The 24,392-nt window shown below is 41.2% G+C and carries 27 protein-coding genes, 6 tRNA genes and 1 pseudogene; 14 read left to right on the forward strand and 20 right to left on the reverse strand.

Annotation, left to right across the window (positions count from 1 at the left end):
• Window positions 1–43: 43 nt before the first annotated feature.
• On the reverse strand, window positions 44–655 hold the full coding sequence (locus tag EL242_RS03385) for a pentahemic C cytochrome (RefSeq protein WP_126302704.1): 612 nt from the start codon (window positions 653–655) through the stop codon (window positions 44–46).
• A 194-nt stretch (window positions 656–849) separates the two neighbouring features.
• On the opposite strand from EL242_RS03385, the gene glyQ reads away from it, so the two are divergent.
• The 6 genes and pseudogenes from glyQ (at window position 850) to glyS (ending at window position 6,287) form a co-directional block, all read left to right on the forward strand.
• The gene (gene glyQ / locus EL242_RS03390; protein ID WP_126301505.1) at window positions 850–1,758 is read left to right on the forward strand and encodes a glycine--tRNA ligase subunit alpha; all 909 of its coding nucleotides are present in this window, start codon (window positions 850–852) and stop codon (window positions 1,756–1,758) included.
• Between the two features lie 61 nt (window positions 1,759–1,819).
• Window positions 1,820–2,080 (forward strand): hypothetical protein, encoded by a 261-nt coding sequence (locus tag EL242_RS03395; protein WP_172595342.1) that lies wholly within the window; start codon window positions 1,820–1,822, stop codon window positions 2,078–2,080.
• A 42-nt stretch (window positions 2,081–2,122) separates the two neighbouring features.
• Window positions 2,123–3,157 carry a PDDEXK nuclease domain-containing protein gene (locus EL242_RS03400; protein WP_126301507.1) on the forward strand — a complete coding sequence of 345 codons (1,035 nt, stop codon included), beginning with the start codon at window positions 2,123–2,125 and terminating at the stop codon, window positions 3,155–3,157.
• Between the two features lie 32 nt (window positions 3,158–3,189).
• Window positions 3,190–3,549 (forward strand): annotated as a pseudogene (locus EL242_RS03405) (endonuclease domain-containing protein).
• Window positions 3,550–3,824: 275 nt separating this feature from the next.
• Complete coding sequence (locus EL242_RS03410) at window positions 3,825–4,199, forward strand: DUF2185 domain-containing protein (RefSeq protein ID WP_126301508.1); 375 nt, start codon at window positions 3,825–3,827, stop codon at window positions 4,197–4,199.
• A 21-nt stretch (window positions 4,200–4,220) separates the two neighbouring features.
• Window positions 4,221–6,287: a glycine--tRNA ligase subunit beta gene (gene glyS / locus EL242_RS03415; RefSeq protein WP_126301509.1), complete on the forward strand. Its 2,067-nt coding sequence runs from the start codon at window positions 4,221–4,223 to the stop codon at window positions 6,285–6,287.
• A gap of 104 nt (window positions 6,288–6,391) precedes the next feature.
• Here the strand turns inward: glyS and EL242_RS03420 are convergent, their stop codons facing one another.
• The 3 genes from EL242_RS03420 to EL242_RS03430 are packed head-to-tail and all read right to left on the reverse strand — an operon-like array spanning window position 6,392 to window position 9,681.
• Window positions 6,392–7,693, reverse strand: coding sequence for a serine dehydratase subunit alpha family protein (locus EL242_RS03420; protein WP_126301510.1), 1,302 nt, complete (start codon window positions 7,691–7,693; stop codon window positions 6,392–6,394).
• Between the two features lie 13 nt (window positions 7,694–7,706).
• Window positions 7,707–8,984: an amino acid permease gene (locus tag EL242_RS03425; RefSeq protein ID WP_126301511.1), complete on the reverse strand. Its 1,278-nt coding sequence runs from the start codon at window positions 8,982–8,984 to the stop codon at window positions 7,707–7,709.
• Window positions 8,985–9,012: 28 nt separating this feature from the next.
• The gene (locus tag EL242_RS03430; RefSeq protein WP_006249978.1) at window positions 9,013–9,681 is read right to left on the reverse strand and encodes a transcriptional regulator; all 669 of its coding nucleotides are present in this window, start codon (window positions 9,679–9,681) and stop codon (window positions 9,013–9,015) included.
• Between the two features lie 233 nt (window positions 9,682–9,914).
• Between EL242_RS03430 and EL242_RS03435 the strand changes: the two genes are divergently transcribed.
• Both EL242_RS03435 and xerC read left to right on the forward strand, forming a co-directional pair.
• On the forward strand, window positions 9,915–10,205 hold the full coding sequence (locus tag EL242_RS03435; protein ID WP_126301512.1) for a DUF5377 family protein: 291 nt from the start codon (window positions 9,915–9,917) through the stop codon (window positions 10,203–10,205).
• 69 nt (window positions 10,206–10,274) lie between these two features.
• Window positions 10,275–11,186, forward strand: coding sequence for a tyrosine recombinase XerC (gene xerC, locus EL242_RS03440; RefSeq protein ID WP_126301513.1), 912 nt, complete (start codon window positions 10,275–10,277; stop codon window positions 11,184–11,186).
• On the opposite strand, the gene EL242_RS03445 is transcribed toward xerC, so the two are convergent.
• The 5 genes from EL242_RS03445 to EL242_RS03465 form a co-directional block, all read right to left on the reverse strand.
• Window positions 11,183–11,554, reverse strand: a complete 372-nt coding sequence (locus EL242_RS03445; protein ID WP_126301514.1) for a YbaN family protein — start codon at window positions 11,552–11,554, stop codon at window positions 11,183–11,185. The genes xerC and EL242_RS03445 overlap by 4 nt on opposite strands.
• Window positions 11,555–11,708: 154 nt before the next feature.
• Window positions 11,709–11,798: transfer RNA gene (locus tag EL242_RS03450), tRNA-Ser, on the reverse strand.
• A 78-nt stretch (window positions 11,799–11,876) separates the two neighbouring features.
• Window positions 11,877–11,966: transfer RNA gene (locus tag EL242_RS03455), tRNA-Ser, on the reverse strand.
• A gap of 91 nt (window positions 11,967–12,057) precedes the next feature.
• Window positions 12,058–13,149: a tRNA (uridine(54)-C5)-methyltransferase TrmA gene (gene trmA, locus EL242_RS03460; protein ID WP_126301515.1), complete on the reverse strand. Its 1,092-nt coding sequence runs from the start codon at window positions 13,147–13,149 to the stop codon at window positions 12,058–12,060.
• A 64-nt stretch (window positions 13,150–13,213) separates the two neighbouring features.
• Window positions 13,214–13,546, reverse strand: coding sequence for a DUF413 domain-containing protein (locus EL242_RS03465; protein WP_126301516.1), 333 nt, complete (start codon window positions 13,544–13,546; stop codon window positions 13,214–13,216).
• A gap of 165 nt (window positions 13,547–13,711) precedes the next feature.
• On the opposite strand from EL242_RS03465, the gene EL242_RS03470 reads away from it, so the two are divergent.
• Window positions 13,712–14,335, forward strand: a complete 624-nt coding sequence (locus tag EL242_RS03470; RefSeq protein WP_232019688.1) for a class I SAM-dependent methyltransferase — start codon at window positions 13,712–13,714, stop codon at window positions 14,333–14,335.
• A gap of 49 nt (window positions 14,336–14,384) precedes the next feature.
• Here the strand turns inward: EL242_RS03470 and EL242_RS03475 are convergent, their stop codons facing one another.
• From EL242_RS03475 to coaA, 10 genes are all read right to left on the reverse strand, one after another.
• Window positions 14,385–14,633: a succinate dehydrogenase assembly factor 2 gene (locus EL242_RS03475; RefSeq protein ID WP_126301518.1), complete on the reverse strand. Its 249-nt coding sequence runs from the start codon at window positions 14,631–14,633 to the stop codon at window positions 14,385–14,387.
• Window positions 14,633–15,577: a 4-hydroxy-3-methylbut-2-enyl diphosphate reductase gene (ispH, locus tag EL242_RS03480; RefSeq protein ID WP_126301519.1), complete on the reverse strand. Its 945-nt coding sequence runs from the start codon at window positions 15,575–15,577 to the stop codon at window positions 14,633–14,635. Before ispH ends, EL242_RS03475 begins: the two co-directional genes overlap by 1 nt.
• Before the next feature lie 10 nt (window positions 15,578–15,587).
• A complete protein-coding gene (lspA, locus tag EL242_RS03485; RefSeq protein WP_126301520.1) occupies window positions 15,588–16,067 on the reverse strand; it encodes a signal peptidase II in 480 nt (159 codons plus the stop codon).
• Window positions 16,068–16,146: 79 nt separating this feature from the next.
• Window positions 16,147–16,485 carry a nitrogen regulatory protein P-II gene (gene glnB, locus EL242_RS03490; protein ID WP_006249991.1) on the reverse strand — a complete coding sequence of 113 codons (339 nt, stop codon included), beginning with the start codon at window positions 16,483–16,485 and terminating at the stop codon, window positions 16,147–16,149.
• 15 nt (window positions 16,486–16,500) lie between these two features.
• Window positions 16,501–17,100: a molybdopterin adenylyltransferase gene (mog, locus tag EL242_RS03495; RefSeq protein WP_126301521.1), complete on the reverse strand. Its 600-nt coding sequence runs from the start codon at window positions 17,098–17,100 to the stop codon at window positions 16,501–16,503.
• Window positions 17,097–18,008: a c-type cytochrome biogenesis protein CcmI gene (ccmI, locus tag EL242_RS03500; protein ID WP_126301522.1), complete on the reverse strand. Its 912-nt coding sequence runs from the start codon at window positions 18,006–18,008 to the stop codon at window positions 17,097–17,099. The genes mog and ccmI overlap by 4 nt, the downstream gene beginning before the upstream one ends.
• A 2-nt stretch (window positions 18,009–18,010) precedes the next feature.
• The gene (locus tag EL242_RS03505) at window positions 18,011–18,490 is read right to left on the reverse strand and encodes a cytochrome c-type biogenesis protein (protein WP_126301523.1); all 480 of its coding nucleotides are present in this window, start codon (window positions 18,488–18,490) and stop codon (window positions 18,011–18,013) included.
• Window positions 18,441–19,478: a hypothetical protein gene (locus tag EL242_RS03510; RefSeq protein ID WP_126301524.1), complete on the reverse strand. Its 1,038-nt coding sequence runs from the start codon at window positions 19,476–19,478 to the stop codon at window positions 18,441–18,443. Before EL242_RS03510 ends, EL242_RS03505 begins: the two co-directional genes overlap by 50 nt.
• Window positions 19,479–20,018 carry a DsbE family thiol:disulfide interchange protein gene (locus tag EL242_RS03515; RefSeq protein WP_126301525.1) on the reverse strand — a complete coding sequence of 180 codons (540 nt, stop codon included), beginning with the start codon at window positions 20,016–20,018 and terminating at the stop codon, window positions 19,479–19,481. It lies immediately after the preceding gene.
• 138 nt (window positions 20,019–20,156) lie between these two features.
• Window positions 20,157–21,107 carry a type I pantothenate kinase gene (gene coaA / locus EL242_RS03520; protein WP_126301526.1) on the reverse strand — a complete coding sequence of 317 codons (951 nt, stop codon included), beginning with the start codon at window positions 21,105–21,107 and terminating at the stop codon, window positions 20,157–20,159.
• A gap of 246 nt (window positions 21,108–21,353) precedes the next feature.
• Between coaA and EL242_RS03525 the strand changes: the two genes are divergently transcribed.
• The 5 genes from EL242_RS03525 (at window position 21,354) to tuf (ending at window position 23,045) form a co-directional block, all read left to right on the forward strand.
• Window positions 21,354–21,429 (forward strand) — tRNA-Thr (locus EL242_RS03525).
• A gap of 34 nt (window positions 21,430–21,463) precedes the next feature.
• Window positions 21,464–21,548: transfer RNA gene (locus EL242_RS03530), tRNA-Tyr, on the forward strand.
• Window positions 21,549–21,591: 43 nt separating this feature from the next.
• A tRNA-Gly gene (locus EL242_RS03535) sits at window positions 21,592–21,666 on the forward strand.
• Between the two features lie 3 nt (window positions 21,667–21,669).
• Window positions 21,670–21,745: transfer RNA gene (locus EL242_RS03540), tRNA-Thr, on the forward strand.
• 115 nt (window positions 21,746–21,860) lie between these two features.
• Complete coding sequence (gene tuf / locus EL242_RS03545; protein WP_006249832.1) at window positions 21,861–23,045, forward strand: elongation factor Tu; 1,185 nt, start codon at window positions 21,861–21,863, stop codon at window positions 23,043–23,045.
• Window positions 23,046–23,267: 222 nt separating this feature from the next.
• Here the strand turns inward: tuf and fbpC are convergent, their stop codons facing one another.
• On the reverse strand, window positions 23,268–24,317 hold the full coding sequence (fbpC, locus tag EL242_RS03550; protein ID WP_126301527.1) for a ferric ABC transporter ATP-binding protein: 1,050 nt from the start codon (window positions 24,315–24,317) through the stop codon (window positions 23,268–23,270).
• Window positions 24,318–24,392 lie beyond the last annotated feature (75 nt).

Below are 24,392 nucleotides of genomic sequence, written 5' to 3' on the forward strand. Positions count from 1 at the left end.
TTTGCAACTATAAAACAGACCGCTTGTGAGATCGTTTTCTATTTTATTGAGAACTGGATGCCGCATTCATCTGCAAGTAGCGAAGAACCTTTTTCTGGGTAGCTTCGTCCATATCGGTAAAGCCGACCATTCCGTTAAATACTGCAATCCATTCGTTTGCATCGTGCATTTTAGGATCACGTTGTTTATGGCACACGCTGCATTCTGTTTTATAAGTATTTTCGGTGTTCGCCCAAAAGTTAGTGAGATCTTGGGTAAATTCGGCATTTTCCACCCACACGTTCATTTTCACTTTTTGCCATACCAAGCCGGTGTTCGGATCTTCTTTGCTCTCCACAATAGCTAACGGTGGATTATTGCTGATAAAGGATTTCTCAAATACAGCATCGGTAATATTTTTACTGAAAGAATGATACCAAATCCGCCCGAAACCTTTGCTTTTTCGCCATAAATTCAGCTCAATTTCAGCGGCTTTTGCGGTTGTTTGCACCAATTTAATTTCTGCTCCGGCTTCTAGCTGCCCGATTTTCTGTGTCAAATTTTCATCGGCAAATAAAGGGATTGTTTCCGTGGTGTAACTGTTTGAACCGGCAAAACAAAATATTGGCGTGCTGAATGCCAAGAAACAGAAAGCGATTTTTGATAATGATTTCATCATAAACCCCACAAATTAGATGAGAAATTAGGTTATATGTTACACAAATTGATCAAAAAAGCGTTGATTTACATCATAAAACTGATTTTATGTCGATTTCTTAATTTTTTGCAAAAAAATCCCAAAAAATGACCGCTTACAAGCTATAATAACCAGTATTTTTCGACCATTTTTCAAATTCAAGAGAAAATAAAATGAGTACAAAATTCAACGTAAAAACCTTTCAAGGAATGATTTTAGCCCTGCAAGACTACTGGGCAAGCAAAGGCTGTACTGTGGTTCAACCTTTCGATATGGAAGTGGGGGCGGGTACTTCGCACCCGATGACTTGTTTGCGTGCGCTTGGCCCTGAGCCGATGGCATTTGCCTATGTGCAGCCGTCCCGCCGCCCGACAGACGGTCGCTACGGCGAAAATCCGAACCGTTTACAGCACTACTACCAGTTCCAAGTGGTGATTAAACCTTCGCCGGACAACATTCAAGAACTTTACCTCGACAGCCTGAAAATGCTCGGCTTCGACCCAACCCAAAACGACATTCGTTTTGTGGAAGACAACTGGGAAAACCCAACTCTTGGGGCGTGGGGCTTAGGTTGGGAAGTGTGGCTGAACGGAATGGAAGTGACCCAATTTACCTACTTCCAACAAGTCGGCGGCTTGGAATGTAAACCGGTGACAGGCGAAATCACCTACGGCTTAGAGCGTTTGGCAATGTACATTCAAGGCGTGGACTCTGTGTACGACCTCGTGTGGTCTGACGGCGAACTCGGCAAAACTACCTACGGAGATGTATTCCACCAAAATGAAGTGGAGCAATCCACCTACAACTTTGAATACGCCGATGTGGACTTCCTGTTCCAATGCTTCGAGCAGTACGAAAAAGAAGCCCAATACCTGTTAGGCCTAGAAAAACCGTTACCACTGCCGGCTTACGAACGTATTTTAAAAGCGGCACACAGCTTTAACTTATTAGATGCTCGTAAAGCGATCTCGGTAACTGAACGCCAACGCTACATTCTACGCATTCGTGCCTTAACCAAAGGCGTTGCCGAAGCGTACTATGCCAGCCGTGAAGCCTTAGGGTTCCCGGGATGTAAAAAATAAAATTGCCTAATGAAATGTAGGGGCGAAAAATTTTTCGCCCCTACGGATATGGATAATGACAATGAAACCGATTTTATACTTCGCCCACTGGTGTCCGGATACCGCCCCATTTGTGGCAGAACTAGACCGCCTAGGCATTGAATATGAACCGTGCGACATCACAAAGAGCGGTGCAAATTTCAAACCTTTTCTCCGCCTGCGTGACCGCCATTCCGCCTTTAACCACGCCAAAGCCAACGGATATATCGGCATTCCGGCATTGCTGATCGAAGGCGAAAAAGTCGTGCTGGATTTGGCTGAATTAGAGGGCATTTTCGGCTAACAAGCGGTTGAATTTAGCGGAAATTTTGCAAAGGAGCCAATAATGAAGACAGTAATAGCAGAGAATTCGGCTGAATTTGTGAATGAAATTTCACAGCTAATTCAATCGAGTAAGCAACGAATGACCGTTGCGGTCAATGCAGAATTAACCTTGCTTTATTGGCATATCGGCAAACGGATCAATGACTATATTTTGCAGGGTGAGCGTGCGGAATATGGGCAAGAAGTAGTGAAAAATCTTGCTCAAAGTCTGACAGAGCAATTTGGTAAAGGCTGGAGTAAACGCCATTTAAATTATACGATGCAATTTGCTGCAACTTTCCCTAATTTGGAAATTGTGCATACACTGTGTGCACAATTGAGTTGGTCGCATTTTAAACTAATTATTGCGATTGATGAACCAATCAAGCGAGAGTTCTATGCCACAATGGCTGCACAGGAACGTTGGTCTGTACGAACCCTTGATGATCGCATTAGTTCACTGCTGTTTGAACGCACGGCAATTTCCAAAAAGCCCGATGAAACCGTTAGCGCTGAATTGAGTTTGCTACGCGAAAAAGGCGAATATAATCAGTCAATGGTGTTGAAAGATCCGTATATTTTGGATTTTCTCGACCTTAATGACCGTTATATGGAGCGTGATCTCGAAGATGCGATTTTACGAGAGATCGAACAGTTTTTACTGGAACTTGGGGCGGGTTTTACCTTTGTCGCACGCCAAAAACGGATTCAGATTGATAATGATGATTTCTATATCGATCTGCTGTTTTACAATCGTAAACTCAAACGCCTGATTGCGATTGAGCTGAAAACCGAAAGCTTCAAATATTCCCACAAAAGTCAAATGGAACTCTATTTGGCGTGGCTGGCGAAACACGAGCAAGAAGCAGACGAAAATCCACCGCTTGGAATTATTCTCTGCACCGGCAAAAAACAGGAACAAGTGGAACTACTAGATTTGAAAAATTCTGATATTCATATTGCAGAATATATGACCGTGTTGCCGAGTAAAGCTGTATTAGAACAACGGTTGCATTTGGCGGTGGAAAGGGCGAAAGAGCGATTTTTACTAAAATAGCAAGCGGTTAAAATCAGCGGAAATGTTGCAAAATGAAACCTTATGTCAAATCGCTAAAATCGAACTCGCAGAAATTGTGAACGGCACAAACTGAGGCGGAGAGACGGCTTTGGTATCGTATTCGGGGCGATCAACTGGGTGTTCGTTTTTATCGGCAGAAACCGTTGTTAAGCTATATTGTCGATTTCTACTGTCCGAAAGCGAAATTAGTGGTTGAATTAGACGGCGGGCAACATTATGAGCCTGAACATCGGGCAAATGATAAAATCCGAGATGCGGAATTGGCATCACTTAGTTTAACCGTTCTTCGATTTGATAATTACCAAGTGATGACAGAGATTGAAAGTGTGATGGAAACGATTTGGTTGCATATTCAATCTGTGAGGGAATAGGGTATTTTCTCCGTGAATTTAGTCTGCCAAATCTCCCCCTCCCCTCTTTGCTAAAGAGGGGTGATCTATCGAAGTAGATTTATAGTTCATCAGACTATTCTCGCACTTGATGAAGAAAGATTAATTACAAATTTACGGCAATCTAGTTCCCCTCTTTAGCAAAGAGGGGCTAGGGGAGATTTGGCAGAAGTGAAAACGGAGTGAGAGGTTGTAATGCCCTTGATGTATACAATAAGATCTCGAAACATTTACATTTGGCATAAAGGAAATAATTTATGACTGAAATTTTACTTAATAAAGATGCTTTTAATATAGCAGAAGATGACTTATTAGTTAAAGATGTTCCATATGGGTTAGCGGTAGTATCCCATAAAATTTCTGACGAAAAATTACCAATTAGATTTTTATACAGAGAAGAGCCAAGTTCTGATTATCCTGATAGCGGTTGGAGATTATTTTCAGGATATGAAGATGATGAATATACAAATAATCCCGAAAACTTTTCTATTTACAGCCTTACTCGTTTAGCTAATTTCCAACCTGAAATTGATGGAGATATGTTATATAGCCCAATAGGATCTGTATTTGAAAAAACACCCAATAGTGATCAATTTGAATTAGTTTCTGATTGGTCTATTCCTAATGAATAAATTGAAATAAAAGAGAATAAAATGACAACACAAAACTTCCTTGCCGAGATCGGCACAGAAGAGCTGCCACCGAAGGCACTCAAAAAATTAGCGACCGCATTTGCGGAGAATGTAGAAAACGAATTAAACCAAGCGGGTTTGGCGTTTGAGAAAGTCGAATGGTTTGCGGCCCCTCGCCGTTTGGCGGTGAAGGTGTTGAGCCTTGCGGAAAGCCAGCCGAGTAAAGAGGTTGAAAAACGAGGGCCGGCGGTGTCGGCAGCGTTTGATGCCGAAGGCAAGCCGACCAAAGCGGCGGAAGGCTGGGCGAGAGGCTGTGGTATCACGGTGGAGCAAGCCGAGCGCATTGCGACCGACAAAGGCGAATGGTTGGTGCATCGTGCGGTGATTGAAGGTCAGCCGACCAAAAACTTGCTGGTCGATATTATCGCCAAATCGCTGGCGAACTTGCCGATTCCAAAAACAATGCGTTGGGGCGATAAGAGCGAGCAGTTTGTTCGTCCTGTGCATACAGTGACACTTTTATTCGGGGCGGATCTGATCGAAGGTGAGATCTTAGGTGTGAAAAGCGGTCGTACCATTCGTGGTCACCGTTTCTTAGGTGAACGTGAATTTACCATTGAGAACGCCGATCAATATCCACAATTGCTGAAAGATCGTGGTTCTGTGGTGGCGGATTTCAACGAGCGTAAAGCATTGATCCTTGCAAAATCCCAAGAAAAAGCAACCGCTTTGGGCGGTGTGGCGGATATTGAAGAAGATTTACTTGATGAAGTGACTTCACTTGTCGAGTATCCAAACGTACTTACCGCCAAATTTGAAGAGCGTTTCTTAGCCGTGCCTGCGGAAGCCTTGGTTTACACCATGAAAGGCGACCAAAAATACTTCCCGATTTACAACAAAGACGGCAAATTGTTACCGCACTTTATTTTTGTGTCGAACATCAATCCGGAAGATCCGAGCAAAATCATCGAGGGTAACGAAAAAGTGGTTCGCCCTCGTTTGACTGATGCGGAGTTCTTCTTCAAAACCGACTTAAAACAGAAACTGGAAGACCAACTGCCACGCCTTGAAACCGTGTTGTTCCAACAACAGCTTGGCACATTGCGTGACAAAACCGCTCGCATTGAAGCCTTGGCAGGTGAAATTGCGAAACAAATTGGGGCAGATGAAACCAAAGCGAAACGGGCGGGCTTGCTTTCTAAATGTGACCTGATGACCAATATGGTGTTTGAATTTACCGACACCCAAGGCGTGATGGGGATGCACTATGCCCGCCACGATGGGGAAGATGAAGAAGTAGCGGTGGCGTTGAACGAGCAGTATATGCCACGTTTTGCTGGCGATAACTTGCCAAATTCATTGGTGGCTTGCTCAGTGGCGTTGGCGGACAAATTTGACACGCTCACAGGGATTTTCGGTATCGGTCAAGCGCCGAAAGGCAGTGCCGACCCGTTTGCTCTACGCCGTGCGGCACTTGGCTCACTGCGGATTATTGTGGAGAAAAATTTACCGCTTGATCTGGCTGAAATCGTGGCAAAATCGACCGCACTTTTTGGTGACAAACTGACCAACAAAAACGTGGTTGAGGACGTGGTGGACTTTATGCTCGGTCGTTTCCGTGCGTGGTATGAAAGTGAAGGCATTGCGGTGGACGTTATCCAAGCCGTTCTCGCACGCCGTCCGACCAAGCCTGCCGACTTCGATGCCCGTGTGCGTGCCGTGTCGCACTTCCGCACCCTTGATAGCGCCGAAGCCTTAGCCGCAGCGAATAAACGGGTGAGCAACATTCTTGCTAAAGCCGATATTGCAATTGGTGAGATCGATTTAACCGCTTGTGTCGAACCGGCAGAAAAAGCCTTAGCCGAAGCGGTGATTGCCTTGAAAGCGGAAGTGCAACCGCTGATTGCACAGGGCGACTACACCGCCGTGCTGGATAAATTAGCGAACCTCCGCCAACCGGTTGATGCGTTCTTTGACGGAGTAATGGTAAATGCAGAAGACCAAAAACTGCGTCAAAACCGCCTCGCCATTTTAAGCACGCTACAAGGCTTGTTCCTGCAAGTGGCGGATATTTCGCTGTTGCAATAACAATAAGTTTGCAATAATTGCAAAATTTTAATGAAAATAGACCGCTTGCAGTAATTGTGATCTGCAAGCGGTCTTTTTTGCTTGAAATTTTACCAAAGGCGGGATTATTTAAGTTTTGGTTTATTCACCATAATCTCGATGACTTGGCGGTCTGTGTATTGCATACTACGAGAGGCAATGCTGCATAAGTTATTAATTGAACGATCAATATCGTGTTCGACAATTCCTTCGTTGCCTGTTACTTGGCTATTATCCATAGACATCAGAATGGATTTATAGCTTGATGTTACGCTGGTGGAGACTTTCATCGCACAACTGTTTGAAGCACCATCACAGATAATACCGCTAATATCGCCGATCATACTACTAATTGCCATACTGATATTCTCAAATTTCCCTGTGAGCAGCCACGCTATGCCGGCACAGCTTCCCATAGCCGCGGTTGTTACGGCACAGAGTGCAGATAATTTCGGTAACTTGCTGTGAATATAAATTGCCATGAGGTGTGATAAAAAGAGTGCTCTAATGCGTTGCTCATCAGTGACATTTAAATGGCGGGCAACGACAACAACCGGCATAGTTGCTGTAATTCCTTGATTACCCGAACCGGAGTTGCTCATAGCAGGTAAACTTGCACCACCCATTCTAGCATCAGAGGCAGAGGTGGTTTCTATAACAATGCGATTAAGCAAATCATCACTGATTAGACCTAGACCAATCTGTTTTTGCAATGTCCTTCCGATATGTAGCCCATAATCGGCACGTAATCCTTCTTGTGAGAGTGCGGAATTTAATTGTGCTGCTTGCTCAATAAAGCGAATTTTTTCCAATTCGATTTGCATAGAAAAATTAAATATATCTTTTGCCGAAAGTGAAGCAAAGATCTCAGTAGTATTATCGTTATTGACGGCACAAGGTTTGCTTAAAATAGTTTGCCCGTTTTTTTCAATGTAAATGACATTGGTATGGTGTTCAGCAATACGAACACATACTCGATTCGCTTGGTGAAATAATGTTGCTTCAGAATATAGAATATGTTCTGTTTCAAAAATAGAGACAGACACTTTATCGGTATTTAACATCGCTTTAGCCTGTTTAACCTGTTCTGGCGTAATATTTTTTAATACTTCTAATCCACCATCAGGTTCCCCTCCGATTGCCCCAATAGCTGCCGCCATAGGCAATCCGACGGTTGCTGTTCCCGGTACTGTTACTCCCATCCCATTTTTCATCAAGTTAGGGGAAACTTTTGCCTCAATACGTTCTGGTAAATGACCTAAATATTGGCGTGCAATGGCGGATGCAAGGGCGAGAGAAATAGGTTCTGTACAGCCTAATGCAGGGACAACTTCATGGTTGACTGCATGTAAAATGGATTGTACTAATTTTTCGCAGTGAATATTCATAGATAAAACCTTATTACTCTAAAAATGTGAGGAATGGAGAAATACATAATAAAATGCCGGTAATGATAATAATATTGAGTGCTAGCCCTTTATATTTGAATAATGCAGGCACTTTATAGACTAAATAGGCCGGAATCAAGCACCCAACTAAGCCAAAAATAGGACTACAGATTGAGGTAAAGCTTAAAACCGGTGCATTTAATACAATCGCACTCCAAGCCAGCAGAATGGAAAATAACATAATCCCTTTCTGCACATAATTAGGATTGATTTTTTCAGCCGGGAATTTTCTTAATAATAGGTTCATCACAATGCCTTGAGTGGCTTCTCTAAAACCTAAATATACCCCGAAAAAGGCTGTCATAACGGCAAAAATATTTAATGCAACACCTACATAGGTTGCCCAACTACCGGGGAAAAATTGGGCTGCAATTGCTAATGCGGAAACATTTTGCTCGTATGCTTTGAGCGCTTCTTCTCTCCCCATTGCAAGTGTAAAAGAGACAGCATAAAAGAAAACGGTAATAAATAAGATAGCAAATGCAATATTCATCGCTCGTAGGGCTTTATAGCGCGCAACTTCACGAGACTGTTCTTTAGCACGGTAAGAAATTACCATTGGGCTGAGAGTTTGCAAGAAGAGTATAGAGGTTAGGGTGAAAGGAAGGGTAATGATGGCATCTTTTATAAGTTTGCCAAAAGGGGGCATTGCACCGATATTATGGAGCTGCCACATTCCAATCATTGCAAGCCCTAAGGCGGCAACGACAAATAGCTTGGTTAATACCATAAATGTAGATATTTTAAACAGTAGCTTTTCGCCTCGAGAAGATAAGGCAACTAATATACAGATTAGCACTAAGCCATAAAATGGATTATCAGAGAGTAGTGTATCGGTAATGCCGAAAGTAAGGAGATAGGAGGCACTATCGTTTGTAATTGCGGTAGAATAAACAAACATCCAAATCACTAACATAATAAAATAAAGCACCCCTAAAAAGATTCCCCAGTTTTTGCCCAGGTAGCCACTAATAACGGTGGGGTAATCTTTACATTCCGGAGATTCTGCTAAAGTGTTAATAAACAAACGCTGAAAAAGGTACATCGCCGGGTATCCGATAATAGAAGAAAGTAGAAAAACCCACATGCCCATAAGTCCTACTTGTACCGGTAAAAAGACGATGCCTGCCCCGATAGCCATACCAATACTCATAATGATCCAGCCGAAGTCGGTAGAATCAAATTTTGTTGCTTGTTTAAATTCGGCAGGCGAGAGTTTTTGAGTATCCATAGAGTCTCCTTAAATCGTAACAGTATAATTAAGTGTTATTTTTGAATTCTCTTAAATGTTTATAAATTGCGTGGCTGGTTAGGGAGAGTTTTTCTGCCACAATAGGTACTGCCTCTTTTAGCTCAAAGATGCCATTTTCAAACAAATAGAAGATAATGGATTTCTTATAGAGTTTTGAATGTTTGGTAGTGTGTTGCTCAATGTGAGTAACTGCTTTTAGAAAGGTTTCTTCAATAAGTTCTTTTGGGTGAGTAATAAAGTTTTCACTTTTATAATGAGGCGGAATAGGATCGTAATTCATAAAAGAGCTAACGGTTTTATCTAATGGTGTCGATAAATTTAAATTAATACAAAATAATCCGATAGGTTTGCCCTCATGCCCGATAATAATATGCGTGGTAGACTTAACTAAGTTACCGTTATTTAACCGTGAAAAGTAAACCAGCTCAGTATTAGATTGATCTTTTTGGTAACATTTTAGTAACTGTAATCCTTTATCTGTAATAGGCGAACCTATTTTTCGGTTAGTATGATGTCCGTTAATGATTTTAATAACGGATTTTTCATAGGCATTCAATGAATGAATAACCACCTCACAGAATTCTCCTAATAACCCTGCTATTGCTTCACTTAATGAGAAATAAGACAGCATAATTTCTTTGTCTAAATCATGAAGATACTCTAATTTATCTGGCATAACTTTTACTCCAATTTTTGTGAATTATAAGAATGAGTAAATTTTAAAGTCAATTATATTTAACTTTATTGAGGATTAAAAGTCAGTATTTTTTGACTAAGATCATATTTTGAGGGAAAGATATAAGAGGACAAACCAAATAAGATTTGCCTCGATTCTGACCAGGAAAAGTGGCAAATTCAAGCTATCTTGATTAAAATAATGCACATACTTATAGGAAGAAGGAAAACACAATGTCAGTTAAAACCGAAGTTTTATTTAGTAATCATTGGAATGTGCGAGTGAGTGACCCGGGATTTGAGGGGTCACCAAGCCACTATTTTGAGACCGTTTTTTTAACCTTGGAAGCCCAAATTAACGGCAAACAGGTGCGTTATGAGTTCACCCGTAAAGTGGAGCAGGAGGTGAAAATCCACCGTAGTTTTACTGATATGAATGAGTTGTTTGAGTTCTTGGGTGAGTATTTAAGCCCGGTGGCTCTCGGCAATGTTGGCGTGCGTATCGGGCAGTTAGGGTTAGCCTAAGCTCAAGGGGCAAATTGTGTTTTGCCCTTGCAAAATTTTTCTAAAAATTAACCGCTTGTTACTACGTTTATGACCACTTCCAACTCTCTTTTCCAACAAACCCAGCCCTATTGGGATTTCCTGCGAATTGAAAAGCAGGTTAGCCCGCATACCTTGAGCAATTATCAACGCCAATTAGTGGCAGTGAGCGAGCTGTTTTCACAAGCAGGCATTGAACGTTGGGAAGAGGTTGAAAGTAGCTCGGTACGTTGGATGTTAAGCCAAAGCCATAAGCAAGGCTTGAGTGCCAAAAGTATCGGTTTACGCTTGGTGGCATTGCGGCAATGGTTTGTCTATTTGATTAAAATCGGGCGAATGACGGCAAACCCGACTTTAGGGGTGAAATCGCCGAAAGTGGGTAAGCATTTGCCGAAAAATATTGATGCGGAGCAGGTCGGGCAGTTGTTGGCGATTGAGAGTGATGAGCCGAGCGATATTCGGGACATTGCGATGATGGAGCTGATGTATAGCTCGGGCTTGCGGTTGTCAGAATTGCAAGGCTTGGATTTAGGCGATATGGATTTGTCGGCACAAGAAGTTCGGGTGCAAGGTAAGGGTAGCAAAGAGCGAATTGTGCCGATTGGCTCGCAAGCGTTAAAAGCGTTAAATCGCTGGTTAGAAATGCGTTTGCAATTTAAGCCGCAAGATAATGCGGTGTTTCTGAATAAGCGAGGCGGGCGGTTATCGCACCGTTCGATTCAGTTGGTGATGAAAAAATGGGGAGAGCGTCAGGGATTGGAAAGCCATCTGCACCCACATAAATTACGTCACTCTTTTGCCACGCATATGTTAGAGGCAAGCGGTGATTTGCGTGCAGTGCAAGAGTTACTGGGGCATAGTAGCCTGTCCACCACCCAAATTTACACGCATCTGGATTTCCAACACTTAGCTAAAATTTATGATTCTGCCCACCCAAGAGCAAGACGAAAGCAAGAAGATTAGGCAGTTTCCGCTTCAAGGGTTTTGATTTTGCAGAAGAAATACCAATATTGAATTATCACTAACACCACTAAGGCAATTTTCCCACCGATATGGGGCAGGGCAAAGAAAGCAAACAGTGTGAACGGAAACGAAATCGCTAAAATCGTGATTTTTTGTTTCATCGTCATTGCCCGTTTCTCATCATATTCCTGTAGATATTTTTTGTATAATTTGGTTTGAATAAACCACTGGCGGATTCGTTCTGAGCCTTTGGTAAAACAGAACAACGCTAAAAGTAAGAACGGAGTGGTCGGCAAACCGGGCACGACAACGCCGATAATGCCTAAACCGATGCAAATAAAACCACAGATAATATAAAGGTATTTCATAGTAATTAAGTTATTGATAATGAATCGCAATTATCCTAAAGCAACTTTAGGCTGATTTCAACCAGTTTATAGCGATAGATTCAAGCGGTAGTTTTATCTGATTTTTTTGCAAATTAAATAAAAAACCTGTTGATTGCTCAACAGGTTTAAAGACTGGCGGAGGAAGTGAGATTCGAACTCACGGAGGGCGTTAACCCTCGCCGGTTTTCAAGACCGGTGCATTCAACCGCTCTGCCATTCCTCCGGGTTGAATTTGATTTTAGATTATGTGTTCTCTTAAATGAGAAAATCTGCTGATACATATCAGCAGACTTGAATTTGATGGCGGAGGAAGTGAGATTCGAACTCACGGAGGGCGTTAACCCTCGCCGGTTTTCAAGACCGGTGCATTCAACCGCTCTGCCATTCCTCCGTTGAAAACGTTGCAATAATAGAGATTATTGCGAACATCGTCAAGTAATAAATCTTAAAACCTGCTTATTCGTTCTTTTTTTCAGCACAATTTATTTTCTAATTAACCAAACGCCACTTTCAATATGGTGGGTGTAAGGGAATTGGTCAAAAAGAGCGGCTTTTTCAATCCGATGGGTTTGGCTTAATTGTTGTAAATTCTCGGCTAGAGTTTCCGGATTGCAAGAGATATAGAGAATACGCTCATACGCTTGCACCATATCTAATGTAGCTTGATCTAACCCTGCACGAGGCGGATCAACAAAAATGGTATTACATTCGTAAGCCTTTAAATCAATCCCTTTTAAGCGATAAAAGGCACGCACACCGTTCATCGCTTGGGTAAATTCTTCCGCCGACATTCGGATAATTTGCAGGTTCTCAATGCCATTTTTTTCAATATTATATTGAGCCGATTGCACCGATGACTTGGAGATCTCGGTTGCCAGCACTTTGCGAAAGTTTTCCGCCAATGCAATCGAAAAATTGCCGTTGCCGCAGTAAAGCTCAAGCAAATCGCCTTCGCTATTTTTTGTACAATTTCTCGCCCATTCCAGCATTTTAATATTCATTTCCGCATTCGGCTGGGTAAAGCTGTTTTCCACTTGGCGATACACATAGTTTTTGCCGTGTACCGGTAGAATTTCTTCCACATAATCGCAATCCAGTGCGATTTTTTGTTTATTGGCACGCCCGATAATTTGCACTTTGAAACCTTGTTGTGCTAAACGGCTTTTTAAGGCGTTTGCCTGTTCAACCCATTCTTCATTCAGGCTTTTGTGGTAAAGCATTGAGACTGCAATTTCACCGCTTAAGGTGCTTAAATAATCGATCTGGAACAGTTTGCGAGTCAGTAGCTCATTGCCTTTAATTTCCGCCAATAATGTGGTCATCATACGGTTAATCAGCTCACTGGCAATAGGGAAGCTATCCACCCGATAACGAGCTTTAGTTTCAGGGTTGAACATAATGTGGTACAGCTCGCCTTCCTCGTGCCAAACCCGAAATTCCGCCCGCATACGGAAATGGCTTGGCTTGGAGGCAAACACTTCTAACTCAGGAGCATTAAAAGGCTTGAGTAAAGCGGTCAAATTTTCGGTTTTTTTTGCAAGAAGCTCGGAATATTGTTCAATCGGAAGTGTCATTTTTTACCACAAACAGAAAATGAAAAAACAAACCACGAATTGCTTCGTGGTTTTAAATTAGAAATTATTCAGCAGCACTGAAGTCATCGCCGGCATCGCTACCTGCATTGCCTGAAAGGGTGTAGATGCGTTTTGTTTTACTAGTTAATGTGCGGTATTTTAACCACGCTTTTTCAATGTCGGTTTCTGCTACCTCTTCACCTTTCATTACCGCAACGAAACGTTTTTCTTCTTGAGTTGTCGGCTTACGTTCACCACTTTCTAAAGCCAAGCAGGCTTGACCGAATTGCTCTAAAGTTTGTGATTCACGAATGGTGTAATCGCCGTGGCGAGAGAAACCTCGTGGGTAATTTTTATCGTCAAAAAAGCGGCGCGTAACGCTAAAACTGTCTGCCATAATAATGCCTCGTTGTTTGAAATTAGGGAAAAGAAAAATCGGCATACATTAAACAAAAATAGCGAATAAATCAATGATTTCGTGTAAAAAGTGGTAAAATTTCTGATAAAATCAATCGCTTGTAAGGTGTCGTTGTGATTTTCTTTTTATTAACGGGAGGTGAGTGTGTCCAACCAATATATTTTTAGCTCTGATTGGTTTACTCATAATCTTCCTTCTCTAACATCTATTTTTGAATATGTTAAGCCGTTACGTATTTTAGAGATTGGTTCTTTTGAAGGGCGCTCAACAGTCTTTTTTATGGAAGAAGCTCTAAAATATCAGTCTCAGGTAGAGATTCATTGTATAGATAGTTGGGAAGGTGGTGCAGAGCATCAGGGGATTTGGAATATGGGGGAAGTAGAGCAGCGTTTTATGGATAATATTAGCTTAGCTCAACAATCACTCCCAAATGCAGAGCTTTATAAACATCGTGGCTATTCTCATCAGAAAATGATCGAACTACTCGCCAATGGTTATGCAGGCTATTTTGACTATATCTATGTAGACGGATCTCACGAGGCTCCTGATGTGTTATTTGATGCATTACTTGCTCACCGTTTGGTTAGAAAAGGGGGAGTGATTAGCTTTGATGATTATCTCTGGTCGCCGGATGAAGCAGGGCAACAGCGTCATTATATGTTAGTGAAGCCTGCGGTTGATCATTATGTAAATACGTATCAGCAAAAAGTGCAGGTGATACAAAATGTGCTTTCTTATCAGCAGCACATTATTAAATTGGAAGATTAAATGTAAAAGAGGAATAACGTGAATTTATTCCTCTTTTATTTGACTGAATTTAACGCTCAATCTTATCTCGCATTAACTCAATTAACGCTGCGATCTCGGGCGTTGGGGCTGGCACTTGTAACATTACCCAGCGGAAGAGTTCAGGGTCGGTGTAGCCTAGCATTTCAACAAAGGCTTGCTGTTGGGGCTCGTTGAGTTGATCAAAATGCTGTTGGTAAAACGGCATAATCATTTTGTCTAACTCACGCATACCACGCCGGCACGCCCATTCTAATTTAAAGCGGTTGATTTCTGCCATTATTTTACCTCTTTGATGCGTAACTCTTTCGGGACTTCAAACACTACATCTTCTTCGTTACCGACTAAGGTTTCAACTTCGGTTACGCCAAGTGTTTTTAAATGTGAAATCACTGATTGCACTAACACTTCAGGTGCTGACGCACCGGCGGTAATACCGATAGTTTCAACCCCTTCCAGCCAAGCCGGGTCAATATCTTGCGGGCCGTCAATCAGTTTTGACATCACACCCATGCGAGAGGCGAGTTCTGCCAAGCGGTTCGAGTTGGAGGAGTTTTTTGAACCTACCACTAATACTAATTGTGATTGTTCTGCCAGCTCTCTAACTGCGTGTTGGCGGTTGGTGGTGGCATAACAAATATCATTTTTGCGAGGGCCTTGAATTGCCGGATATTTCTCTTTTAACGCCTCAATCACGCCAATGGTATCATCAATGGAGAGCGTGGTTTGCGTCATAAAAGTCAGTTCATCGTTGTTGGAAACCGGTAGGTTAGCAATGTCTTCCACCGATTCCACCAAATAAATGCCACCTTCTTCGTTGTTATATTGCCCCATTGTACCGATGACTTCCGGGTGACCTTCGTGGCCGATTAAAATTGCTTTTGTCCCTTTTTTACTGGCTCTCGCAACCTGCATATGCACTTTAGTAACAAGTGGACAAGTGGCATCAAACACTTTTAAGCCACGATTTTTGGCTTCTTGGCGAACTGCTTGCGACACCCCGTGGGCTGAGAAGATCACGATGGCATCGTCCGGCACTTCGTGTAGCTCCTCAACAAAAATTGCCCCTTTGGCTTTTAAGCCATCTACCACAAATTTGTTATGCACCACTTCGTGACGAACATAGATAGGTGCACCGTGAATTTCTAAGGCTAATTCAACAATCGAAATGGCTCGATCCACGCCGGCACAAAAACCGCGTGGGTTTGCTAGTAAAATTTTCATTTAATCACTCTTATTTTTTCGGTTCTTTTTTGGTGATAAAGGCTTCTAAAATCAGTAAACCTGCACCCACACAAATCGCAATATCGGCAATATTAAACACAGGGTAGTGATAAATATCCCAATAAAAATGAAGGAAATCAACCACATAGCCGTTGTAAGCTCGGTCAATCGCATTGCCAATCGCCCCACCAATAATTAAGGCATACGCAATATTTTCTAATTTTTTGACCGCTTGATTCTTCCAAAGAGCCACCACTAAAGCGGTAGAAATCACCAAAGCCAGTCCTAAGAAGAAATATTTCTGCCAGCCGGAATGCTCGGCTAGAAAACTAAAAGCAGCCCCATAGTTACGCGCATAAGTAAGATTAAAAATAGGTAAAATCCGAATACTTTCGCCAAATTCAAAATGTTGTACCACAATATATTTTGACCAAAGGTCAATAATGATTACGATTAAACTCACCCAAAGAAATTTTAAGCCTGTTTTCATTTAATATCCAAAATTTAATGTAAAAAGAGTAGGTAGAAACGCCCTGCAAGCGGTCGTTTTTGCCAAATTTTTTGCAAAACTAAATCGCTTCTTCGTTTTCTTCACCGGTACGAATGCGGATCACCCGTCCGACATCATACACGAAAATTTTGCCATCGCCGATTTTACCTGTTTGAGCAGTTTCCATAATTGCTTCAATGCACTGTTCTTCCAATTCATCGGGAATTACGATTTCCACTTTCACTTTCGGCAGAAAATCAATTGCATATTCCGCTCCACGATAAAGCTCGGTATGCCCTTTTTGTCTGCCAAAACCTTTGATTTCGGTAATGCTCATTCCGCTGACACCCACATCAGTTAAAGCTTCACGCACATCGTCTAATTTAAAAGGTTTAATAATTGCTTCTATTTTTTTCATTTTTTAGCCTTAGTTTTATCGTCTTGCCGATTTTGGTCTGAAACTTTCGCAAACGGCTGCGTGGGTTTCGACATAAATATCGCTTAAAAGTTGTAGGCAGTAGGGCACAGCACTAAAAATGCCTTTTACTAACACCTTGCCTTGTTCATCTTTCACGCCTTCCAGCGTTTCTTTAATTGCTTTCGGTTGCCCCGGTAGATTTAAAATCAGGCTGTCGTGGCGAATTACTCCCACTTGGCGGGAGAGAATTGCTGTCGGCACGAAGTGGAGGCTCACTTGCCGCATTTGTTCGCCAAAGCCGGGCATTTCTCGGTGGGCGACAGCAAGGGTAGCATCTGGGGTGACATCACGTTTTGCCGGGCCGGTACCACCGGTGGTTAATACTAAATGGCAAGCGTGAGCATCGACTAACTCGATTAAGGTTTGCTCAATAATGGCTTGCTCATCGGGAATTAAGCGGGTTTCCAGCTCAAACGGCTCGGTTAAGGCAGATTCAAGCCACGCCCTTAATTCTGGAATGCCTTGATCTGAATAAATCCCTTGCGAGGCTCGGTCTGAAACCGATACCAAGCCGATTTTTAATTTCTCTTTGCTAAGTGCTTTACAAGCGGTCATTTTTTCTCACCTTTTTGCAATTCTTGTTTTTCCGCCTCACTTAAATTCGATAACGCCATATTAAAACTGCGTTCTACTGTGACTTTGCGAGGGTCTTCATCAGGCAGCAGTTTTAGCATCATTCCCCACGTCATTGCTGCCATTTTGAAATCTTCTTTTTCAAAGGAGTGGAACGCCAATAAACTTAACGCATTAAAGTTCGTGTGATCTTGGCGGATAATCTCTTTTAGTAAGGTCTCGCCCTGTTTTTTGTCTTCCTGAGCTTCGGAAAAGAGCAATAGTTGGGCGTGGCTGAGCTTGTAATCTAAGTTGTCCGGCTTGAGTTGAGCTGCTTTGCTAAAGGCATCGTGTGCAAGCTGACCATCATCTAACGCCATCCCAATTTGACCGAGCATATACCATTTTTTGTCGTCATTCGGGTTGCTTTGTAAATCTACCCGTAACGCCATCGCAAATTGGTTCATTTCCTCTTGCGAGAGTGGGTTAGTCTCTTCGGTTTTTAAACGCTCATAGAAACTGTCTAATTTTTGGTGAGTGGTATCTAACATTGAGTTAGAAAACCAAGAGCCGACATTGCTGTAAATCGCAAAGCTGATACCGCCGACAAATAAAATCAATGCCACAAACCACGACTTGCCGAGCGTTAATTTTTCACTTGTGGCACTTTGTGTGCTGTGTGGAATATCATCAAGCAAGTTTTTTTGTAACTCTAATTTGGTTTGTTCAGGGTCATCAATCACCCCTTCATTTGCCTCGTTTTCCACTTCTTTTAAACGGTCAAAATAGAACGCTTTATTTAAGCTGTCTCGCTTGGTATTATCAATTTGCTTGTTTTTTTTAAGTAGCGGATAAAACGCCACGGCACATACTATCAGTGTGACGAAAATAATGGCCAGCCAGAAATTCATTTTTATTCCTTATTGAGAATTTGGTTAAGACGTTCTTGCTCATCTTGAGCGAGATGGGCGGTCGGTTTTGCAATATTCTGTTCAAAATTGACCGCTTGCGGTTTGTTTTTCTTTCTACGCAATACCACACCCAGCCCTAAAGCAATTAAAATTAACGGCAACAGCCATAACATAATGGTTGCCGGTGTGAGTGGCGGGTCGTAAGTGACGAAATTTCCGTAGCGTTCAATCATATAATCCACCACTTCGTCTTTGCTTTTACCTTGTTTGAGTAATTCTAAGGTTTTTGCCCGCATATCGGTGGCAATAGTCGCATTGGAATCGGCGATATTATTATTTTGACACTGTGGGCAACGCAGTTCTTGAATTAAGGCACGATAGTCCGACTCTTGTTTCGGGCTGTCGAATTGGTGCAGTTCTACCGGAGCAGCATTAACTGTTACACTTAGAAGCATTATTAGGCTGAGAGTTTTTATTTTCATAATTTTGAATATTGTTGATATATTTATTAGGAATTTGATATTTGTTATTTTCAATTTCCAGTACAAAAGTTTCTGTGTTTTCAAATAGCTTTTTTCCACAGATCATATAATAAGTAACCTTATCTCCTTTTTCTAGTGTTATCTTAGTTTTGTCCATGTGGAGTTTATTGTTATTTTTATAGAAAAAATCTTCATGTATCATATAGTTTTTCTGCGTATTTTCTCTTATCCCTAAGATTGTTAATGAGTTTTCACTAAAATTGATATTTAGTAGTGGGTTGAGTGATATTAGAAATAATATGACTATAGATATTATTATATAAAATAAACAATTAGGTTTTTTTGTTTCATTAATTGTTTTTATAAAAATGTAGCTTAATCCTAATCCTGTTAGCATAAAACATAAATACAGAGATATAAATCTTATGTCGGTTATTGTACTAAACCCTCCATTATAGATAATAATAAAGAATGGAACTAATAAGTAAGTTGTGCCAGTAAAAAATAAATAATTAATTATATCTATTTTTATGGATTTTTTTAGTTCATATAGTAGATAAATATATGCACCTACTATAGGTAAATTGATTAAAATTACTTTCAGGTTTGTTTCTTGAAAAAACAGAGAGAGAATAACTAGAGGTATATAGACTATTTCTATAATACCTAATATCATTAACTTGTTGTTTGTATTTGTTTTTTCAAGTGATAAGTAATACTTAATAGGTTGCATATTCATCAGCATTATAGGGAAAAATAAAAATAATGCTATAGGAATAAATATGGTTGAGAAGTTACTGTTTAATGAGTTAATGAATAAATTTCTTGCATCAATGCTAACTAAATAGTTTAGCAATAAAAATGAGGATAAAATAGTTAGAATTATTCCTATAATAGTTGATAAACCAACTATTATAAAAATAAAGTTATATTCTCTTTGATAATTGCTTTTTATAGATTTCTTAATGTCAACAGGAAATACAAACATTTACTTTAATCCATCATAAATCGGTTTAAGCACTTGGTTCCACACTTGGTCGTTTACATCGCCGGCGTGGCGGTATTGAATCACGCCGTTACCGTCAATAATAAAGGTTTCGGGTGCACCATAAACACCTAAATCTAAACCGAGTGAGCCTTTGGGGTCAAAAATAATCGCTTTATAAGGGTTGCCGTAATTGGCTAAGAATTTAATCGCTTTTGGGCGTTCGTCTTTATAGTCAATACCGACAATTTCCACCCCCTGTTTTGCCAAAATGGTTAAGTATTCGTGTTCGGCATAACAAGTCGGACACCAAGTTGCCCACACGTTAAGCAGGCGAGGTTTGCCGGTTTTGACGACATTTTGGTCGATTGTCTGTTTTTCATCTAATACCGATTCTAAATTAAAGCTCGGAACTGTTTTGCCAATTAAGGCTGATTCTAATTTTTTTGGATCATCGCCTTGCGAGTTGCGAGCGAGTTGAACCAAAAATGCCACAGATAACGCTAAAAAGAGAATTAAAGGAAGTAGAAATTTTTTGTTCATTGTATATGCCTAATATCAATCACTCTCAAAGTCGTTAGCTTACCAAAAAATAGTTGAATAAGCATTGATTTAAATAAAAAATCCGTTGAGTGGTATTCAACGGATTTTAAGGTATTACAAGCGGTCGAAAAAGTTAAATTATTTGCGTAATTTTACCGTTTCAATGGCGTGGTCTTGCCCTTTGATTAAAATAAGGTTAGCACGCTCTCTGCTTGGCAGAATATTTTGCCGTAAATTTAAGCCGTTGATCTCTTCCCAAATCGTTGAGGCGGTTTCAATCGCTTCTTGCTCGGACAAACTCGCATAATGGTGGAAATAGGAGTTTGGGTCGGCAAAGGCACTGCGGCGGAATTTCAAGAAACGGCTGATATACCATTTTTTCAGCAAACTTTCTTCGGCGTCCACATAAATAGAAAAATCCACAAAGTCCGATACAAATACATTATGCGGGCTGGAGGGGTAGTTCATTCCACTTTGTAACACGTTTAGCCCTTCTAAAATCACAATATCGGGTTGATCCACTGTATTAAACTGATTTGGGATAATATCGTAGGTCAAGTGGGAATAAATAGGGGCTTTCACGTTGCGTTTGCCGGATTTAATATCAGAAACAAAGCGAATCAGGCTGTGAATATCATAAGATTCCGGAAAGCCTTTCTTCTTGAGTAAGTTCTTTTCGGTTAATGTCGCAAGCGGATATAAAAAACCGTCAGTGGTAATTAAATCTACTTTTCGCTCTTTAGGGTAATGGGAGAGCAGGGCTTGCAAAATACGGGCGGAGGTGCTTTTACCAACCGATACGCTGCCGGCAATACTAATAATGTAAGGGACTTTAGGCGGTTCAATGCCGAGGAAGCGATGTAAGACCGTCTGGCGTTTTAAGTTTTCTTCTATATAGTATTGAATTAAACGGGCAAGCGGTAAATAAATAGTGCGAACCTCTTCTAATGAAAGATCTTCATTAAAGCCTAGCAGTGGTTTTAGGTCTTGCTCGGTCAGCTTCAATGGAACGGATTTGCGTAAATCTGCCCATTGTTGGCGATCAAAAGTGAGAAAAGGAGTAATTTTGCTGGTTTTTTCAAGGCTCATAGCCAAAATCTCAATTTTTTACTGATGAATTAGGGTATGCAAATACCAAATTAAGGGCGTAACTATACAATATATGCACTTATTTTGCCGTAGTTATGCGGAGAAAATCCGTTGTATTTTACAAAAAATAGTCATTTTGTATATTTAAAAATCGAAAGAACGCTTTTTTTAATATTTTTTTAAAAAACACTTGCACGCTGTTAAAATTTCCCTATAATGCACATCACTTGCTTACGACACAGCAACGCCGACTTAGCTCAGTAGGTAGAGCAACTGACTTGTAATCAGTAGGTCACCAGTTCGATTCCGGTAGTCGGCACCATTAACTCAGGCGTAAATAAGTATTCAATTATCGTGGAGGGGTTCCCGAGCGGCCAAAGGGGGCAGACTGTAAATCTGTTGGCTCAGCCTTCGAAGGTTCGAATCCTTCTCCCTCCACCATCTCTGATATTTTGAATCGCGTAGGTCAGACGAATTTAGAACAGCGGGCATCGTATAATGGCTATTACCTTAGCCTTCCAAGCTAATGATGCGGGTTCGATTCCCGCTGCCCGCTCCAAGCGCTGATATAGCTCAGTTGGTAGAGCGCACCCTTGGTAAGGGTGAGGTCGGCGGTTCAAATCCGCCTATCAGCACCACTTCTCTGAATTCTATCTTTCTCACGCAAATTTTTATTAGTATTAATTTCTACATTATGGTTAATGGGTTCTTTTGTTCCATTGTAACCGTTTTTGTTTAAGAGGCTTTTAGAAAATGTCTAAAGAAAAATTTGAACGTACAAAACCGCACGTTAATGTGGGTACAATCGGCCACGTTGACCATGGTAAAACAACTTTAACAGCAGCAATCACTACCGTATTAGCGAAACACTTCGGTGGTGCAGCTCGTGCATTTGACCAAATCGACAATGCACCGGAAGAAAAAGCACGTGGTATCACCATCAATACTTCACACGTTGAGTACGATACAGCAACTCGTCACTACGCACACGTTGACTGCCCGGGACACGCGGACTATGTTAAAAACATGATTACCGGTGCGGCACAAATGGATGGTGCTATCTTAGTAGTAGCAGCAACAGACGGTCCAATGCCACAAACTCGTGAGCACATCTTATTAGGTCGCCAAGTAGGTGTACCATACATCATCGTATTCTTAAACAAATGCGACATGGTAGATGACGAAGAGTTATTAGAATTAGTTGAAATGGAAGTGCGTGAACTTCTTTCACAATACGACTTCCCGGGTGATGACACTCCAATCGTACGTGGTTCAGCGTTACAAGCGTTAAACGGCGTAGCAGAGTGGGAAGAGAAAATCCTTGAATTAGCAAACCACTTAGACACATACATTCCAGAGCCTGAGCGTGCGATTGATAAACCATTCTTATTACCAATCGAAGACGTATTCTCAATTTCAGGTCGTGGTACAGTAGTAACAGGTCGTGTTGAGCGTGGTATCATCCGCACTGGTGATGAAGTTGAAATCGTAGGTATCAAAGATACAGCGAAAACAACCGTAACAGGTGTTGAGATGTTCCGTAAATTATTAGACGAAGGTCGTGCGGGTGAGAACGTAGGTGCATTATTACGTGGTACTAAACGTGAAGAAATCGAACGTGGTCAAGTATTAGCGAAACCGGGTTCAATCACTCCACACACAGACTTCGAATCAGAAGTTTACGTATTATCAAAAGAAGAAGGTGGTCGTCACACTCCATTCTTCAAAGGTTACCGTCCACAGTTCTACTTCCGTACAACGGACGTAACAGGTACAATCGAATTACCGGAAGGTGTAGAGATGGTAATGCCTGGCGACAACATCAAAATGACTGTTAGCCTAATTCACCCAATCGCGATGGACGAAGGTTTACGTTTTGCGATTCGTGAAGGTGGTCGTACAGTAGGTGCGGGCGTTGTAGCTAAAATCATCAAATAATTAAGATTGTTTGATAAAGCGAAAAGCTAAATAAAATGAAAGAGGCATATCGAAAGGTATGCCTCTTTTGCTTTTATGCCGATTAAGCTAGCCATATCATTTCATTTGCAAAAAATCGGCGAGAAAAGACCGCTTGTCATCAAGAGATTTTGCATGCGGCCTATTTTTCTCAAAATTGCTAAATAGTTATAACTACCTTCCTCTTAATTTAGTATAAATTCGTTATAGCTCTTTCTTTAAAAGAAAAACACCTTGTTCGATAAAATGTACATAGGCCTGTTTGATATGAGGATAAAAATTTTCAGGTTTAGTATTGACTAATAAATCTTTCCCTTCCCATTCAGCTATAATTTCCCAATGATTTCCCATATAAACTGCATTTTTAATTTTACAGAGTTGACTTATATTTCCTTGTTCAGCTAAATGAATAGCTTCTGGACGAATGCCAACTAAACATTCCCCATCGGGTAACTCAAATTGTTCAGCATTTGATAACGTAAATTGATATCCATTTATATTAATTTGGTTGCCAGCTATCGTGCCTTCAAAAATGCTACTTTCACCCATAAAATTTGCTAAGAATAAAGAATTAGGGCGAAGGTATAACTCTTTGGCTGAAGCTTTTTGCATAATTCTTCCCTTGTTCATCACAATTACTTCATCTGAAACCGCAAAGGCTTCGGACTGATCGTGAGTCACATAAAGGGAAGTAATGTTTAAACGTTGCTGTAATTCACGGATTTTCTCCCGCATTGAACGGCGTAAGTTAGCGTCAAGGTTACTCAGTGGTTCATCGAACAGTAGCACTTTCGGTTTCAGAATTAAGGCACGGGCGAGGGCGACACGTTGTTGCTGTCCGCCGGAGATTTGATCGACAAAGCGATCTTCAAAACCGCCTAAATCCACCAATTCCAACGCCTCTTTCACTCGTTGCAGCCGTTCTTCTTTCGGTACGCCCTGCATTTTCAAGCCGTAGCCGACATTATCGCCAATCGACATATGTGGAAATAATGCATAAGACTGGAACACAATGCAAATATCACGGTGCTGGATCGAACTTTGGGTCACATCTTCGCCATCAATAAAAATTTGCCCCGAAGTCGGGTTTTCCAGCCCTGCCACTAAACGCAGTACGGTGGTTTTACCGCAGCCGGAAGGCCCGAGTAAAGTCACCATTTTGCCCTGTGGAATGCTGAGGTTGAGGTTATCAATTACCGTCACCTTGCCGAAAGATTTGGTGACATTTTTTAAAACTAAGAAATCGTTGTTCATATATTGTCCTTTTGCCTATAGCTGTTCTGTTGTCATTGATTGTAGGGTGGACGTAAGTCCACGAATAAAATACAG

Source organism: Mannheimia haemolytica (genome assembly GCA_900638155.1).
Taxonomy (GTDB): domain Bacteria; phylum Pseudomonadota; class Gammaproteobacteria; order Enterobacterales; family Pasteurellaceae; genus Mannheimia; species Mannheimia glucosida.